14 protein-coding genes and 2 pseudogenes are annotated in these 16,660 nt (G+C 41.4%); 8 read left to right on the forward strand and 8 right to left on the reverse strand.

Annotated elements, in window-relative coordinates; translation table 11 throughout:
- Window positions 1-154 precede the first annotated feature (154 nt).
- The 3 genes from ACLOR3_RS03450 to ACLOR3_RS03460 form a co-directional block, all read right to left on the reverse strand.
- Window positions 155-1,423, reverse strand: coding sequence for an aminotransferase-like domain-containing protein (locus ACLOR3_RS03450; protein WP_125329354.1), 1,269 nt, complete (start codon window positions 1,421-1,423; stop codon window positions 155-157).
- A gap of 375 nt (window positions 1,424-1,798) precedes the next feature.
- Entirely contained in the window at window positions 1,799-2,446 is a 648-nt protein-coding gene (gene trhA, locus ACLOR3_RS03455) for a PAQR family membrane homeostasis protein TrhA (RefSeq protein WP_048716182.1), read from the reverse strand.
- A gap of 2 nt (window positions 2,447-2,448) precedes the next feature.
- A complete protein-coding gene (locus tag ACLOR3_RS03460) occupies window positions 2,449-2,892 on the reverse strand; it encodes a DUF1836 domain-containing protein (protein WP_411400423.1) in 444 nt (147 codons plus the stop codon).
- A gap of 95 nt (window positions 2,893-2,987) precedes the next feature.
- On the opposite strand from ACLOR3_RS03460, the gene yaaA reads away from it, so the two are divergent.
- Window positions 2,988-3,716 (forward strand): peroxide stress protein YaaA, encoded by a 729-nt coding sequence (yaaA, locus tag ACLOR3_RS03465; RefSeq protein WP_125329357.1) that lies wholly within the window; start codon window positions 2,988-2,990, stop codon window positions 3,714-3,716.
- A 341-nt stretch (window positions 3,717-4,057) separates the two neighbouring features.
- Here the strand turns inward: yaaA and ACLOR3_RS03470 are convergent, their stop codons facing one another.
- Window positions 4,058-4,504, reverse strand: coding sequence for a MarR family winged helix-turn-helix transcriptional regulator (locus ACLOR3_RS03470; protein WP_411400395.1), 447 nt, complete (start codon window positions 4,502-4,504; stop codon window positions 4,058-4,060).
- 298 nt (window positions 4,505-4,802) lie between these two features.
- On the opposite strand from ACLOR3_RS03470, the gene ACLOR3_RS03475 reads away from it, so the two are divergent.
- Entirely contained in the window at window positions 4,803-5,981 is a 1,179-nt protein-coding gene (locus tag ACLOR3_RS03475; protein WP_125329359.1) for a pyridoxal phosphate-dependent aminotransferase, read from the forward strand.
- Window positions 5,982-6,173: 192 nt separating this feature from the next.
- On the opposite strand, the gene ACLOR3_RS03480 is transcribed toward ACLOR3_RS03475, so the two are convergent.
- The gene (locus ACLOR3_RS03480; RefSeq protein WP_221761862.1) at window positions 6,174-6,389 is read right to left on the reverse strand and encodes a hypothetical protein; all 216 of its coding nucleotides are present in this window, start codon (window positions 6,387-6,389) and stop codon (window positions 6,174-6,176) included.
- Window positions 6,390-6,472: 83 nt separating this feature from the next.
- Between ACLOR3_RS03480 and ACLOR3_RS03485 the strand changes: the two are divergent.
- Window positions 6,473-6,580: pseudogene (locus ACLOR3_RS03485) on the forward strand (conjugal transfer protein); the annotation flags it as partial.
- 81 nt (window positions 6,581-6,661) lie between these two features.
- Entirely contained in the window at window positions 6,662-7,129 is a 468-nt protein-coding gene (locus ACLOR3_RS03490) for a GNAT family N-acetyltransferase (RefSeq protein WP_048788724.1), read from the forward strand.
- 109 nt (window positions 7,130-7,238) lie between these two features.
- Here the strand turns inward: ACLOR3_RS03490 and ACLOR3_RS03495 are convergent, their stop codons facing one another.
- Window positions 7,239-8,111: a cell surface protein gene (locus ACLOR3_RS03495; protein WP_260469293.1), complete on the reverse strand. Its 873-nt coding sequence runs from the start codon at window positions 8,109-8,111 to the stop codon at window positions 7,239-7,241.
- Between the two features lie 294 nt (window positions 8,112-8,405).
- On the opposite strand from ACLOR3_RS03495, the gene asnS reads away from it, so the two are divergent.
- The 4 genes from asnS to ACLOR3_RS03515 all read left to right on the forward strand — a co-directional run bounded on the left by asnS (window position 8,406) and on the right by ACLOR3_RS03515 (window position 14,809).
- Window positions 8,406-9,749, forward strand: a complete 1,344-nt coding sequence (gene asnS / locus ACLOR3_RS03500; protein WP_126404333.1) for an asparagine--tRNA ligase — start codon at window positions 8,406-8,408, stop codon at window positions 9,747-9,749.
- Window positions 9,750-10,023: 274 nt separating this feature from the next.
- Window positions 10,024-11,223, forward strand: coding sequence for an MFS transporter (locus tag ACLOR3_RS03505; protein WP_411400394.1), 1,200 nt, complete (start codon window positions 10,024-10,026; stop codon window positions 11,221-11,223).
- Window positions 11,224-11,339: 116 nt separating this feature from the next.
- Window positions 11,340-13,076, forward strand: a complete 1,737-nt coding sequence (locus ACLOR3_RS03510; RefSeq protein ID WP_411400422.1) for an ABC transporter ATP-binding protein — start codon at window positions 11,340-11,342, stop codon at window positions 13,074-13,076.
- The gene (locus tag ACLOR3_RS03515; RefSeq protein ID WP_411400393.1) at window positions 13,073-14,809 is read left to right on the forward strand and encodes an ABC transporter ATP-binding protein; all 1,737 of its coding nucleotides are present in this window, start codon (window positions 13,073-13,075) and stop codon (window positions 14,807-14,809) included. The genes ACLOR3_RS03510 and ACLOR3_RS03515 overlap by 4 nt, the downstream gene beginning before the upstream one ends.
- 38 nt (window positions 14,810-14,847) lie before the next feature.
- Here ACLOR3_RS03515 and ACLOR3_RS03520 read toward each other — a convergent pair whose 3' ends face one another.
- Both ACLOR3_RS03520 and ACLOR3_RS03525 read right to left on the reverse strand, forming a co-directional pair.
- Window positions 14,848-16,002: an MFS transporter gene (locus tag ACLOR3_RS03520; RefSeq protein ID WP_048716164.1), complete on the reverse strand. Its 1,155-nt coding sequence runs from the start codon at window positions 16,000-16,002 to the stop codon at window positions 14,848-14,850.
- A 425-nt stretch (window positions 16,003-16,427) separates the two neighbouring features.
- Window positions 16,428-16,660: pseudogene (locus ACLOR3_RS03525) on the reverse strand (peptide ABC transporter ATP-binding protein); the annotation flags it as partial.

The following is a 16,660-nucleotide window of genomic DNA, read 5'->3' on the forward strand; positions in this document are numbered from 1 at the left end:
CAAAGATCGTTTCATAAGATCACCTCTTTATCTTTCTGACTTAGATTATACTCTTATTGTTACAGATGTCAAGTGATTTTTGTAATAAATGTAATGTTTTTGTAACATAGTTTTATATATAAAAATAACTCAAGAATAGAAGGATGGGATTGAATCATAGATAAGCGTTAATTTGGGGTAAAACCTCTTCCAATTTGTCCTGATTGATACGGGCAAAGGCATAGGGACAGCTTTTAATATAGGCAGATTCGAAGAAGTGGAGAGGGAGACCGCTATGTTTCAGACGAGCAACCGAAGGGACCTGTCTTAAATCTAGTAAAACACCTCCAATGACCGGCCATACGGGAACGGACAGGGAATGTTGCTGGAGTAGGGAAGCAGCTTGCTCTTTTTGGATGACTTGTTGTTGGTGAAGGAGCCCTTTATTTTTTGCAAACATGCCATTGTCAATATAGAGGCTCAAGGCCTTCTGCATGACCAAGTTACTTTCGTAGTCGAGTGTTCCCTTGAGTTTTAAGACAGGGGCAAGAAGAGCTTGGGGGAGGACCATAGAAGTGATGCGGAGGGCAGAAAAGAGGCTGGTAGAAAAAGACTTGATGTAGATGACCCGGTCAGATGCATCCAGATAATGAAAGCTAGGAGAAAAATGTGGATCATAGTCTCCCAAGTAATCGTCCTCGACAATATAGACATCATAGAGGTCTGCTAAGGCCAATATCTGTTCCTTCTCTTGTTTGCTATAACTATGTCCCAGCGGGTAATGGTAGCGTGGAATGGTATAGAAAAATTTGATCTTGCCACTTTTGAAAATAGCTTCCAGTTGCTCAAAGTCAATTCCTTGAGGCAAGCGATTGATGCTTTGATAAGGTAAGTCTTGCTCCTGAATTAATTTATTGATGCGGTAATAGGTTGGTTGCTCTACAAGGATTTCTTCTTTTTGGTTCGGAAAGGCGACCTGGCTTAGGAGGTAGAGGGCTTGCTGAGTTCCTGAGGTGATAACGATTTGTTGCTCCTGGGTGTATATGGCATCTTCTCGCAGGAGAGAAGCAATAGATTGACGGAGATCGACTAGACCTTCCTGCTTTTCATAGTAGTTGAAGAGGTAATTATCACGACCAACTAGGGTTTCGTTGATACAAGTCCGAAAGTCTTCAAAGGCCTGGAAGCGATCTTCCTTGAGGCGAAGAGGCAGGTCGGTGTGCTTTCCAGTCTCTTCCTCCAGGACATAATAGCCGCTTTGGGGCTTGGCATAGATATAGTTCTTGTAGCTGAGCTCAAGCAGGGCCCGTTGGACGGTATCCTTGCTGCAGGCGTACTGACTGGCTAGTTGGCGAACGGAAGGCAGGCGGTCCCCAGTTTTTAGAATTCCCTGGTCAATCTGGTTTTTCAATGTTGTAAAAATCTTTTGGTATTTGGTTGTCATAACTGTCCCCGTACAATTTTTCTTTATTGTAGTCAATTGGGGTTAAAATTGCAAGTAAAGAATATGAAAAGAGACCCCCATTTTGAGAGTCCCTGATTGATGATAAAGTTATCTTAGAAACTTTCCTTAGGTGAGTACGGACGTCAGCGAACTTCGAAGAAGTTCCATGACTTAGTTTTGGATCTATGGTTCCAAAACTCCCGAGTGCTAGAAACAATCGTGTTTCTAGCACTTTTCTCACAGCGGAAAGTTTCACTAACTATTTAAATGAAGTTACTATTCATTCATTTTAACTTTTTCAGCATTACTTGATATGTATTAATAAAAAATGTAGGTCAACATTCTTAGACTCCCATCTTTTGGAGTCTAAGATTCTTACATGACATAAACAATCGCGATATATTGGAGAGCAGAAGCGGCTAAGATGAAGAGATGCCAAATCATGTGGAAATAAGGTTTCTTTTTGGCGTAAAATCCAGCTCCAACTGTGTAACATAGGCCACCCATCAGCATCAAGCCCCAGAAGGTTGGACTTGTCTGGCTGATGATCTGAGGGATAATGAAAATCACCAACCATCCCATAATCAAATAGAGGGTCAAGCTGAATTTTTCATTTACCTTCTTAGCAAAAATCTTATAAAGAATTCCGAAGATGGTCGTCCCCCATTGAATCAGAATAATGGCATAGCCGAACCAGTTGTTCATGAGAGAAAGGACGACGGGTGTGTAGCTACCTGCAATGGCAATATAAATCATGGAGTGATCAATGATCCGAAGGACATACTTCTGAGGTGAGTCATAGGCCATGGCATGGTAGATAGTCGATGAGAGAAACATGAGAAAGAGACTGATGACAAAAATCGAAGTCCCGACAGCTGCTAAAGTCCCATGTGTTTCATAACTATAAATAGCAGAAGTTGGTAAGAGAAAGAGCATCAAAACAGCCCCGACTGCATGGGTGACGCTATTAGCGATTTCTTCCCCAAAGGATAATCGTTTACTTAATTTACTAGCATAATTCACTTTTATTTTTCCTCCTCAGAATGAACATGGATATAGGATAAGGTTTCTTTGTAGAGTAGCACGGTACGACAGGCAGATTCGATAATGGGTGCTAAAGGTTCTTTCTCTTCATGAAGAAAGTCCACAAAACTATTATAGAGGTCTGCGGAGTTGGCTTGACTCTGCAAGAGGTTCAAGGTAGCTGCGATCTCTTGAATCGAAAAAACCGTCTTTAAGGTCGTAATAGCAATGAGACGGGCAACCTGCTGTCGCTTATATTTCTTCTTATCTGGTTTTGACAGGTAGCCGTGTTTAACGTAATTATTGACCATGGAAGCCGTCAAGCCCTTGTCTGTTTCTGAGATAAAAGGCGCACAAACCTTATTGACATAGAGGAGGACTTGGTCCAAATAAAGATCAATATCAGGAATTTCTTCCCACTTGGGATAACTGTAGTTGAATAAAATAGTTATTACCTCTTTATCATCTAGTTTTAATAACTAGATGATAACATGATGCTGATTTTATGTCAAGCGAAAATGAAATATGGTACAATAAATCTATGAAACTATTAATTCCAACAGCAAAAGAAATGAATCTGGATACCCCAGAAAAAACGGGTCATCCTGTATCAAATAAGACACAAGCAGTCATAGATGCCTTAGCTTCATTATCTCTAGAAGAGTTAGCTTCGCTTTATAAGATTTCTGAAGAGCGAGCAAGTGAAGAAGAGCAACGGATCCAAGCGCTCAAGTCTAGTACAGCTAAGACCTATCCAGCTTTGAATCTCTTCGACGGACTCATGTATCGGAATATCCGCCGTACGGACTGGACAGAAGCAGAAGTGGCTTATGTGCAAGACCATCTCTTGATTACCTCAGCTCTTTATGGAGTGATTCCAGCCCTTACTCCGATTGCTCCCCATCGTTTGGACTTTCTCATGAAGCTCAAGGTCCAGGGGAAATCCTTAAAGACATTTTGGAAGGCTAGCTATGATCAATCCCTTGAGGATGAAGACCTCATTATTTCTTTGCTTTCCAGTGAGTTTGAAACCGTCTTTTCTAAGGAGATCCAAGATCGGATGGTGACCTTTAAATTTCTAGAAGAGAAAAATGGTCAGTTGAAGGTGCACTCGACCATTTCTAAGAAAGCGCGTGGGGCTTTTGTGACAGCCTTACTAGAGAAGCAGATCACGAAGGTCGAAGAGATGAAGCAGTTAAGCTTTAATGGCTTTGCCTACCAGGATGATTTATCGACTGACAAACAATTAGTCTTTGTGAAATATGAGTAAATAATAGGTACTAGTCAGCAACTACTAGTACATCAGATTGGAGGCAAAGCACTCTTAAAAACTTTCCTTAGGTGAGTACGGACGTCAGCGAACTTCTTCAAAGTTCCATGACTAATTATTGAGCCTAAGGTCTCAATAATTCCGAGTTCCTGAAACACAATTGTTTCTATCACTTTTCTCACAGCGTAAAGTTTTAAATCTGCTTAACGACTCAAAAAAAATCTTTTTAAGGTACTAGTCAACAGTGACTAGTACCTTTGTTTTTGAGAATCAAAAAACGTGTTCATAGCTAGCAACACAAGTTAGTTGGCTATGAACACGACTGATTGAATGATTAGAATTTAGTGGGAGCCCTTTAATTTTTTCAAAAGAGTTTGCAGTTGTTTTTGTTCTTCTTCACTAAAGACACTCATAACTTTTTGAACATTTTGTATATGATCAGGAAGAACTTCGATAATTTTTTTACGGCCCTTTTCTGTCAAAGAAACGATACAAGCACGACGGTCATCTGGATCTGTTTCGCGTTTGATCCATCCATCACGCACCATATTTCGAATGACGACAGTCATATTTCCAGAGGTCGCTAAAATACTGTCAATCAGGTTCTGAATCCGCAAATCCCCCTTACTATACAAGGTTTCCAAAACGGAAAACTGAGTAGGAGTCAACTGATGATCCTTAAAGACATGAGACTCTGCTGCACGAAAAGTCCGTTCCGCCTTGTGAAAGACAATCATGGTTTTTAATTCTGTTTGGGCTTCTTCAAATAGTTTTTCTAAATTCTTCATACTATTATTTTATCAATAAATAGTATTTGACGCTATTAAGCCTTAATATCAAATACATTACAGGTGGGTGACAAGATAATAGAATTATCAACACAAGAAATAGGTCTGTTAACTTCACTTTCAAATTATTTACAATTCGAATAGTTAGAAGGAGTAAAGTTTATGTGGAATCTTTAGTAAAATCTTGCTCCAAGTCAGATTTATGGTGTATAATATAGGTATTGTAGCCAGCTTCTGGTAGAATCTTAGTCTAAATTGGTTCGTCTGTAACTGGTCCCAGATAGAAAGTAGGTAAGGTATGAAAATTTCTGATCGTGTATTAAAGATGGAAGAAAGTGTCACCCTGGCAAGTGATGCCAAGGCAAAAAAACTAAAGGCAGAAGGAAAAGATATCCTCTTTCTAACCTTGGGCCAGCCTGATTTTCACACTCCTGAGAATATTCAAGATGCTGCAGTTCAGGCTATTCGGGATGGACGGGCTTCCTTTTATACGGTTGCTTCTGGCATGCCAGCATTAAAGGCTGCCGTCAATACCTATTTCGAACGCTACTATGGATACTCTGTATCACCAAATCAAGTCACCTTTGCGACTGGAGCGAAGTTTTCGCTCTATACCTTCTTTATGGCTGTGCTCAATCCAGGTGATGAGGTTATTATCCCGACACCATACTGGGTCAGCTATGGAGACCAGGTCCTGATGGCAGAAGGGGTTCCCGTCTATGTCAAAGGACACCAAGCCAATGATTTTAAGGTATCCGTTGAGCAATTGGAAGAAGCTCGGACAGAAAAGACCAAGGTCTTGGTCTTAAACTCTCCTTCTAATCCGACGGGGATGATTTATAGCAAGGACGAACTCCTAGCCATTGGAAATTGGGCTGTCGAACATGACATTATTATTTTAGCGGATGATATCTATGGTCGTCTGGTCTATAACGGCAATGAGTTTGTTCCGATTTCAAGCTTATCGGAAGCCATCCGCAAACAAACGGTTGTCATTAACGGTGTTTCAAAAGCCTATGCTATGACAGGTTGGCGGGTTGGTTATGCGGTTGGTGATCCCGAAATCATCGCAGCTATGAGTAAACTGACTGGTCAAACAACTTCCAACCTGACGGCCGTATCGCAGTATGCTACGATTGAAGCCTTGACAGGTCCACAAGACTCGGTAGAGGTGATGCGTCAAGCCTTTGAGGAGCGTTTGAATACCATCTATCCTCTTTTGTGCGAAGTTCCAGGTTTTGATGTCATCAAGCCACAGGGAGCTTTCTATCTCTTCCCAAATGTCAAAAAAGCCATGGAGATGAAAGGTTATACGGATGTGACAGAGTTTGCAACTGCCATCCTGGAAGAAGTGGGAGTTGCCCTTATTACAGGTGCTGGATTTGGAGCCCCAGAAAATGTCCGTCTTAGCTATGCTACTGACCTGGAAACGTTGAAAGAAGCTGTTCGCCGCTTGCATCAATTTATGGAGAATTAAAATAAGAGAGTGGGACAGAAATCGGTAATTCGTTAGAATTCGATTTCGTCGTCCCACCTCCGCACAGTTGAGTAGGGCTGTAAAAGCTGAAGAAATCAGCGTAGTAGAGCCCACTCAACCACTGCGTCTTGCTCAACAATCCAAAAATAATTGAGAGGCTAGGACTTTTGTCTCAGCCTCTTTTCTATAGCATTATAAGTAATCGACAGATAGAATAGTATTCGCCTTTTTCACAGGGACACGGGTCTTAGCCCCATTATTTCCTTTTGGAAGGCGGAATTTTTTTACTTCTGGACTAGATGGTTTTGCTTGAGTCTTCTTGCTAACAGGTACGCATGTTTTGGCTCCATTATTTCCTTTTGGAAGACGAAGTTTCTGAACAGTTTTTTCTGGAGTAGAAGGAGTCAACGGTTTCTCAACAACTGGGCTTGTCACTTCTTTATAGAAATAGGTTACTGTAACCAGGTTAGAAACAGGATTTACTCAATTAGAAGTTGCTTGAAGAATTAGATAAAAAGAATGTGTTTGATATTGAAGACTATATCAAGAGAAAAGGCAAAGTTAAGCTTAATAGAAATACAGTAATTACAAGATTGTAATATTTTTCTGTTATAGCTTTATGTGACAGGGATAAATATGGTATAATAAGACAAATTTGAAGGTGTAGAGGAAAAAATAAGATGTTTGTGAGAAGATTTGAACCTAAAGATGCAGAAAAAGTGTCGGAATTAGTTGTAACAACTTTAAGAACTACTAATATCAAAGATTATTCATTAGAGTATATAGAAAATGATGTAAAGAATTTGCAACCACAAAATATTTTAGAAAGAGCTAACTGGATGCATTTTTATGTGGTATGTGATGCTGAAAAGATTGTTGGGTGTGGTGCGATAGGACCATATTGGGATAAAGAAGATGAAAGTAGTCTTTTCACTATTTTTGTACTACCGGATTATCAAGGAAAAGGTGTGGGGCGACTGATTATTGAAACACTTGAGAAAGATGAATTTTTCCTTCGGGCAAAAAGAGTAGAAATTCCAGCTTCTATAACTGCAACTCCTTTTTATTTGAAGATGGGATATAATTATAAGAATGGGATTACTCTTCCGGACGAAGAAGGGTTATTGAGATTGGAAAAATATAGATAAATTGAGGCTTTCTTGATAACAACGGAAAGACAGCTCCCAGTTTGTCGAACGGAATATAAAGTATTAAAGACGATAGAAATAAAAAAGTCTATTGGTATCTTTTTGGTAGCTAAACAGACAAAATATCTTGTTTTTTGCAAATAATACTTAGAAAGAATGTTGATTTATCAGCATTCTTTTTTATTTCAAATGTATTCTCGGAATTAGAAACATGGAGTTTATGGGAGGTCAATTCTTCTTTGTCAGCAGATTGGAAGGTATATGTTTTTCCATTAGCTTGAATCTGAGCAGGTTCTGTTGGTAGAGCAGCTTCATAAGCCAAATCAAGACTCCGCTCGACGCTGTATTCTTGGGAAGGAGCAATTTCTTGTCCCTTATCGTCTACAAAACGAGCACGTTTTACAACTTCAGGATTCAAATCGATATCGTCATAGAGATGAATGACTTCAATGACGGGGGCGGTAGCAGTTCCTTTTTCAGGAGCACTCTTGTAATGGAATCCATCTTTAATATCAAGCTCAGAGTATCTAACTCGATACCATGTTTTTCCATTTTCGTCTGTAACGGTTGCTGGTCCATTTCCAGAAACGTCATATTTGGTGAAAGCACGGGCTTCAACTGTCTTGTAGACGACATCTGTAGAAGATGCAATTGGAGAAAAGTCTGGTTTCAAAGTCCGACGACGATGGATGACACGAATTTCGGAGATTCGTGGATCTACTGGGATTTCAGCAGGAGCTGGGGTTGATTTCTCAACTGTAGGGATCGCTGTTTCTTCGCTAGGAAATGGTGCTGTTTCTTCGTTTGTAGCTGTAGTAGCTGGACTCTCTGAAGTTGCTGAAACAGGAGTAACCGTATCTTGTCTTTTAGAGACAGGAGCAGTGACAGGTGTTGTCTGCTCTTCTGTTAATGTTGTTGTTGCGAGATTGAGGGCTAAAGCAGCTGCACACAATCCCGTGGTGAGTTGAATTCTCTTTTTCATATATTCCTCCTTATAGAAACCGATAGTATAACTTGTAAGCTTTTGACCAGTCAAAAACGGTTGCTAGAAAGACTAAAAAAGACTGGATTTTCCTTTGAAAAATCAAAATATAGGATAAAATATTTTAATTGGTTCAAGAATTTGAAAAGTTGATTGACTTTTCTTTAAAAAGTCAGCTTTCGTTAAAAAAAGACGCATTTTAGCTTGTGAGAGATAGCTATCAAGTCCTAATTGTGGTAAAATGAAAGGTGACCATGTCTTCGGACAAGTACAATGAGAAAAGGAAGATGTATTATGACAAAACGGATTACCATCATCGAAGTAAAAGACTATGTCGGTCAAGAAGTGACCATCGGTGCTTGGGTTGCGAATAAATCAGGAAAAGGGAAGATCGCATTCTTGCAATTGCGTGACGGAACGGCCTTCTTCCAAGGTGTTGCTTTCAAACCAAACTTTATCGAAAAATTCGGCGAAGAAGTAGGTCTTGAAAAATTTGATACTATCAAACGTCTAAGCCAAGAAACCTCTGTCTTTGTAACAGGGGTTGTCAAAGAAGACGAGCGTTCTAAATTTGGTTATGAGCTCGATATTACAGACATCGAAGTGATTGGTGAATCTCAAGACTACCCAATCACTCCAAAAGAGCACGGAACAGACTTCTTGATGGACAACCGTCACTTGTGGTTGCGTTCACGCAAACAAGTTGCTGTCATGCAAATCCGTAACGCTATCATCTATGCAACTTATGAGTTCTTTGATAAGAATGGTTTCATGAAATTTGATAGCCCAATTCTTTCAGGAAATGCTGCAGAAGATTCGACTGAACTTTTTGAAACAGACTACTTTGGTACTCCAGCTTACTTGAGCCAATCAGGTCAGCTTTATCTTGAAGCGGGTGCTATGGCCCTTGGTCGCGTCTTTGACTTTGGTCCAGTATTCCGTGCTGAGAAATCTAAGACTCGTCGTCACTTGACTGAGTTCTGGATGATGGACGCTGAGTACTCTTACTTGACACACGATGAATCACTTGACTTACAAGAAGCTTATGTCAAAGCCCTTCTTCAAGGTGTGTTGGACCGTGCTCCTCAAGCCTTAGAAACATTAGAGCGTGATACTGAGCTCTTGAAACGCTACATTGCAGAGCCATTCAAACGCATCACTTACGATGAAGCGATTGATCTCTTGCAAGAGCATGAAAACGATGAAGATGCGGATTACGAACATCTTGAACATGGAGATGACTTCGGTTCACCACACGAAACATGGATTTCAAACCACTTTGGTGTACCAACCTTCGTGATCAACTACCCATCAGACATCAAAGCTTTCTACATGAAGCCAGTTCCTGGTAACCCTGATCGTGTACTTTGTGCAGACTTGCTTGCACCAGAAGGCTACGGAGAAATCATCGGTGGTTCAATGCGTGAGGAAGACTACGATGCCCTTGTCGCTAAGATGGAATCTCTCGGTATGGATAGAACAGAATATGAATTCTACCTTGACCTTCGTAAATACGGTACAGTCCCACACGGTGGATTTGGTATCGGTATCGAGCGTATGGTGACTTTTGCAGCAGGTACAAAACACATCCGTGAAGCCATTCCATTCCCACGTATGTTGCACCGTATCAAACCTTAATAACTATAAGAGAGTGGGACAGAAATCGGTAATTCGTTAGAATTCGATTTCGTCGTCCCACCTCCGCACAGTTGAGTTGGGCTGTAAAAGCTGATGAAATCAGCGTAGTAGAGCCCACTCAACCACTGCGTCTTGCTCGACAATTCAAAGATAATTGAGAGGCTAGGACTTTTGTCCCAGCCTTTACTTTAAATGAAAGAGGTGGAGAAAATGTAGGCAACTCTCAGTAAGTCTTTTAGAAACAGTCATATTACATATTGAAAGAGAGAAAACAATGTTTAAAAGAACTTACAAAGGCAATATTCCACTCCTAGCAGGTCTGGAATTTACATCTTATTTTGGAATTACCAGTTTTTGGATTTTATTCTTCATCCAAAATGGTCTTTCCTTGCTTCAAATCGGTCTATTAGAGAGTATCTTTCATGGGACCAGCCTCTTGTGCGAGATCCCATCCGGTATGTTGGCAGATCGCTTTAGCTACAAGACCAATCTCTATTTGGCTCGCTTGGCCAGCATTGGATCCTCTATCTTGATCTTGTTTGGTCAGGGGAATTTTTGGATCTATGCGATTTCTATGATGGTCAGTGCTTGGTCTTATAATTTTGACTCGGGAACCAGCACCGCCTTCTTATACGATTCTGCGGTAGAAGCAGGGCAAAAGGATCGGTATCTTCAGATTTCTAGCTTTTTGTCTGGCGTGGCCGAAGTCACCCGAACTTTAGGTACCGTTGTGGCAGGCTTCTTTGTTCATGGAGCATTGGCTTGGACATATTATATTGCTATTGGGCTTTCCTTGATTTCCATTCTTTTGATCTTTCTTATGAAAGAGCCAGAGAGCAAGAGTGGTGAAAGAAATCACTTGACCTTAAAACGGATATTGGTAGTAGTGAAACAAGAATGGCAGGAAAAACCAGTACTCTTTTACTGGATGTTCACCTATCAGTTGGTAGGAACCATCATGTGTATGTTTTATTTTTACTACCAACAGAAAATCATTGACTTAGCCAGTTGGCAAGTTTCGCTCATTATGTTGATTGGTAGTGGATTCAATCTCCTAGCGGTTTATTTAGCCAGTCAAATCGGGAAAAAATGGAATAGTAATCAAGTCTTTCCGGTTTTGGTTGCATTGACAGGGTTGGTCTTGTTTTTTGTAGGCTTCAAGACTCCATTCGCTTATCTAAGTGTCTATCTCTTGACCAATGCCCTTTACGCAGTTTATCAACCCATTTACTACAATGATTTACAAACTTATCTGCCTTCTAGTGTACGAGCAACCATGCTGAGTATCAACTCCATGATGTTTAGTCTTTCCATGATCGTGATCTTCCCACTGACTGGTTGGTTGATTGATACTAGTGGATTTGTAGCTGTTTTTCTTGTACTAGGCCTGATAACACTCCTTTCTTTCCCACTCTTAGTGATTGGATTAGGGAAAATGGGCAAGATATTAAATAAGGGGACAAATACGGAATAAAATTGCTGACCTTCATCAGGTCATTATTCGATTCTCTCTGCTTTGCAGGGAGAGTTTTTTTATCTTTCTAAATTGTGGTAAAATAAGTACATCCTTTAGAAAGAAAAATGACTAGTATGAAAGACTTATTGAAATACTTCAGGAATTATAAAAAAGAAACCATACTGGGACCGTTTTTCAAGTTGTTAGAAGCAACTTTTGAATTACTGGTTCCACTTTTAATTGCCCATCTGGTCGATCAGCTCATCCCCCGTCAGGATCAAGGGGGGATATTTGGACTGGTTGGTCTCTTATTTGTTTTTGCTGGTTTTGGGGTTCTTGTAGCGATAACGGCCCAATATTATTCATCAAAAGCAGCAGTAGGCTATACCAAGGAATTGACTAATGACCTGTATGAGAAGATTCTCAGCTTGTCTAAGGAGCAAAGAGACCGTTTAACCACTTCAAGTCTCGTGGCGCGCTTAACCAGTGATACCTATCAGATTCAAACGGGGATTAATCTATTTTTACGTCTATTTCTCCGTGCGCCGATTGTCGTTTTCGGATCTATTTTTATGGCCTTCACCATTAGTCCGCAACTGACCCTGTGGTTTATTGGTATGGTTGCTCTCTTGTCCCTCATCATTGTCCTTATGTCTCGTCTGGTCAATCCTCTTTATGCGCGCATAAGGAAAATTACGGACCGAATGGTTACCATTACGCGTCAGCAGTTACAAGGGATGAGGGTTATCCGTGCCTTTGGGCAGGTAGCTCATGAAGAAGCAGAGTTTAATGAGGTTAACGAAGACTATACGAAGTGGCAATTAGTGGTCTCCAAATGGTCTAGTTTAATCAGTCCCTTGACTTTTCTCGTCGTGAATGGAACCTTGCTTTGTATTCTTTGGCAGGGGCAGGCCTCTATTCAAATGGGGACCCTCAGTCAAGGAATGTTGGTCGCTTTGGTCAATTACCTGCTTCAAATTTTGACAGAATTACTGAAGTTAGCCATGTTGGTGACCTCGCTCAACCAAAGCTATATTGCTGCTGTTCGGATTGTCCAGGTCTTTGATGAGAAAAGTGAAGAGCTGGATCAAGAGTTGGATGATGTATCTGTTTCTGACCCTCAACTGGCGCTACAGATCCAAGACCTTGTCTTTACCTATCCTTTAGCCGCAAAACCATCTTTAGAAGGGATTCACTTATCCATAAACAAGGGCCAAACTTTGGGAATCATAGGAGGGACAGGAGCTGGGAAGTCGACTCTGGTTCAATTGTTAGGTCATCTGTATGAAGCAAGTAAAGGAAGTCTAACTATTTTTAAAGATGGAGAGAATCCAAAGAGTCTTCGTCAATGGCGTGACTGGGTAGCAGTAGTTCCACAAAAAGCAGAGCTCTTTAAAGGGAGTATTCGTTCAAACCTAACTTTAGGATTAAATGAGGAACCGAACGAAGAGCAGTTGTGGTGGGCCTTGGGAGTTGCGCAAGCAGCTGGTTTCGTCCGTGAGAAAGAGGGAGGACTAGAGGCTCCCGTAGAAGCCTTTGGACGGAATTTTTCTGGTGGTCAACGGCAACGTTTGACCATCGCTCGGGCTGTCCTTCGCCAAGCTCCATTTTTGGTATTGGATGATTCTACATCTGCCTTGGACTATTTGACAGAAGCACGACTTTTACAGGCACTAAAAGAGGAGTTGACGGAGACAAGCCTCATCCTCATCTCGCAGCGGACCAATAGTCTACGAAGTGCTGAGCAAATTCTCGTCTTAGATAAAGGTCGTCAAGTCGGCCTAGGAAGTCATGAGGACTTGGTGGCAACCAATCCTTTATACCAAGAGATTCATTACTCCCAACAGAAGAGAGAGGAGGGGGCAGAATGAAACAGAAGACTTATTTACGGCGCTTGCTTGCTGATATAGCCAAGCAGCCCATCTGGCTAATCTTAGCCAGTCTGGGAACCATCTTGCAAGTCTTGTTAACCGTCTATATCCCTATCTTGATTGGGCGGGCAATAGACTTAGTGGTCCTCCCTGATGCAGCTCACCTCATACTCCCACTTATCCTGCAAATGGGTCTAGTGATTCTCTTTGCAACGCTAATCCAATGGTTGAATCCTTTAATCTACAATCAGATGATTTATCGCTACAGTAAGGATTTAAGGGAGAAGGTCATCCAGAAAGTGCATGTCCTTCCTTTATCTTACCTGGATCGTCAAGGTACTGGGGATTTGGTCAGTCGCTTGACCACGGATGTTGAACAACTGAACAATGGTTTATTCATGGTCTTCAGTCAGTTCTTTGTTGGTCTTCTTACGATTTTAGTGACCATAGCTAGTATGGCCCGATTGGATTGGATGATGATGGGGATGGTCTTGATCTTGACACCCTTATCACTCTTTATCGCCCGCTTTATTGCCAAGCGTTCTTACCATCTCTTCAGGATGCAGACCCAGGCGCGTGGGGCTCAGACGCAGATGATTGAAGAATCTCTCAGTCAAGAAAGCTTGCTTCAAGCCTTCAATGCTCAGGATGCATTTCATAGGAAGTTTATCGAGATCAATGGTGACTATGCTGGTTACTCTCAAGAAGCGATTTTTTATTCCTCCACCGTTAATCCTGCGACGCGCTTTGTCAATGCCCTAATCTATGCGCTTGTGACGGGATTTGGTGCCTTCCGTATCCTATCTGGAACTGGCTTTACAGTTGGCCAGTTGGTGACCTTTCTCAACTATGTCAATCAGTATACTAAACCCTTCAATGACATCTCCTCTGTCCTTGCTGAACTGCAGAGCGCCTTAGCTTGTGCAGAGCGTCTCTATAGTATCCTAGACCAAGAGGAAGTGAAAGAAAGTGGTAAAAGAGATTTGCAAGAAGACGCTGTCAAAGGGGCAGTCCAATTCGATCATGTCAGCTTTGGTTATCGCTCTGATCAAACCCTCATAAAGGATCTCTCCATTTCTATCCCGCCGGCTAGTAAGGTAGCCATTGTTGGTCCAACTGGGGCTGGGAAATCTACATTGATTAACCTTCACATGCGATTCTATGATGTGGATCAGGGGCAGTTGCGCTTAGATAATGAAGCTGTAAATAGCTATAGTCTAGCAAGCTATCGCAAGCAGTTTGGGATGGTGCTCCAAGAGACTTGGCTCAAAGTTGGAACGGTTCATGAGAATATCGCCTTTGGTCGACCTGATGCAAGTCGGGAAGAAGTGGTCCAAGCAGCAAAAGCTGCCAATGCTGATTTCTTTATTCAACAGCTTCCAGATGGCTATGATACCTATCTAGCCGATGCTGGAGACTCCCTCTCTCAAGGACAAAGACAGCTTCTGACTATTGCTCGGGTCTTTCTTGCAGTACCTAAGATCCTGATCCTAGATGAGGCGACCTCTTCCATCGACACGCGGACAGAGTTGCTTATTCAAGATGCCTTTCATAAGTTAATGGTGGGTCGGACCAGCTTTGTGATTGCCCATCGCCTGTCTACAATTGAAAATGCGGATCTCATCCTAGTCATGGTAGATGGAAATATCGTTGAACATGGGAATCATACGGAGTTGATGGCTCAAAGAGGTGTTTATTACAAAATGCAAACTGCCCAACTTTCTAGTAATTAAGACAGTAAAAGACTGGATCTTTGTCCAGTCTTTTGTGTTTAATCCTGCTGATCTTTTAAAAGATAGAGAAGAGAGAAGGCCAAGAGAGCCATAGCAAAACCTAATACGGTAAAGATGAAAGCGTTGCTGTCTGAGATGAGACCGATGGTATTGAGAGCGAAAGGTGTAATGGCCGCTCCAAAGCTACAGCCCAAGACGGCTACAGAGGTCACTTGGTTTAATCGTTTCGCAGGAATTTTGGCTGACAAGATTTGGAAAACCATGGTGAGAGCAGTGCTATACGTATAGCCGGAGAAGAGGGCGGATAGAGCAAGAAGAGGGATACTTGGAGAAAGGGCTACAGCCATCATGGAGAATCCGTAAGCAATCCCGGCATAAGTGATCAATTTGCTCTTGAACAAATGAACAAGGCCAGAGAAGGTGAGACCAGCTAGAATTCCGATTAGTTGCATAGCACTTAGAATGAAGCTAGCTGAATTATGCTGATCCTTGAACGTGTAGGCGACAATACTTGGAATGCGAAGAGTTACTCCGACGTTGCATAGGACAATCATTGCGGCTACAATGGCCAAAATAATAGTTAACTTCCATTCTTCTTTTTGGAGTGGTTCTTTCTGATTGGCTTGTGTATGCTGACTTTCTTCTTGCTGGTGGTAAGGGACAAAGGTCATGAAGAGAAAGAGAACGATTAAACCGGCCCCGTAGGCTAGGAAGCTAGAAGTCCAGCCGAATTGGAGAAGGAAGCCGACCAATAAAGTGACGAGGGCTGTCCCTACGACCTCGGCAGAACCACGAAATCCAAGAGTTTGGACTCGTTCACGTCCATGATAGCGTTCGCTGATAATTGAAATAGCCTTAGCATTGATCAAACCGACACCCATTCCAAAGATGAAACGAGAGATGAAGAGGATAGGATAAGCTTGGTTAATGAAAGGGACCATTCCGAAGATTGAGAGGATTAACAGACCAGTGATAATCATCTTTCTCTCATCCAAGAAGCGTTCGATAAAGGTGTTGAGGAAGAGGGTGAGCATAATCCCAGCGGATGGAAGGGATACCAAGAGTTCGATCTGACTTTTAGGGAGATCCTTATAGTATTCAAACATATAGGGAAGTGCACTCGAAATCGAAAAAGACGTCGTTAATACAAGAGATAAAGAAAGGATACTAACCTTTTCTAATAATTTTTTCATAATCATCCTTCAGTCACATATTTGGTCAAAAGACACTCTACTATGGTATAGTTTTTTGCTTCATTTAGCAAGTTATTTAAATGAAATCTTTCAATATTTTTTATAATTGGAAAAAGAAAAAAACTGGCTGTTTATTCCAGTTTCAGATTGAAGCCAAAGTGATTTTAAAACTTTCCTTAGGTGAGTACGGACGTCAGCGAACTTCGAAGAAGTTCCATGACTTAGTTTTGAGCCTAAGGTCTCAAAACTCCCGAGTGATAGAGACACTAGTGTCTCTATCACTTTTCTCACGGCGGAAAGTTTTACATCTACTTAAATAACTATAAAAAATAATCATTTTTTGAAAATCATCTAGCCGTTTTATGTAAAAAAATCGCTTGTATACATTCAAAAACTGGAGGTTTAACTCCAGTTTTTATTTCTATTTAAACGTTTAAGACTTTATCCAAGAATTCTTTCAATCGTGGGTGTTGTGGGTTGTCGAATATTTGGTCTGGTTTGCCATCTTCGAGGAATTCCCCATCAGCGGTAAAGATGACACGATTGGCTACTTGGCGAGCAAATCCCATCTCGTGGGTAACGATAATCATGGTCATGCCTTGTTTAGCCAAGTCCTTCATAACGTTTAGTACATCTCCGACCATCTCAGGGTCAAGAG

The sequence above is a fragment of the Streptococcus intestinihominis genome, assembly GCF_046824975.1.
In the GTDB taxonomy this organism is placed as follows: Bacteria; Bacillota; Bacilli; order Lactobacillales; family Streptococcaceae; genus Streptococcus.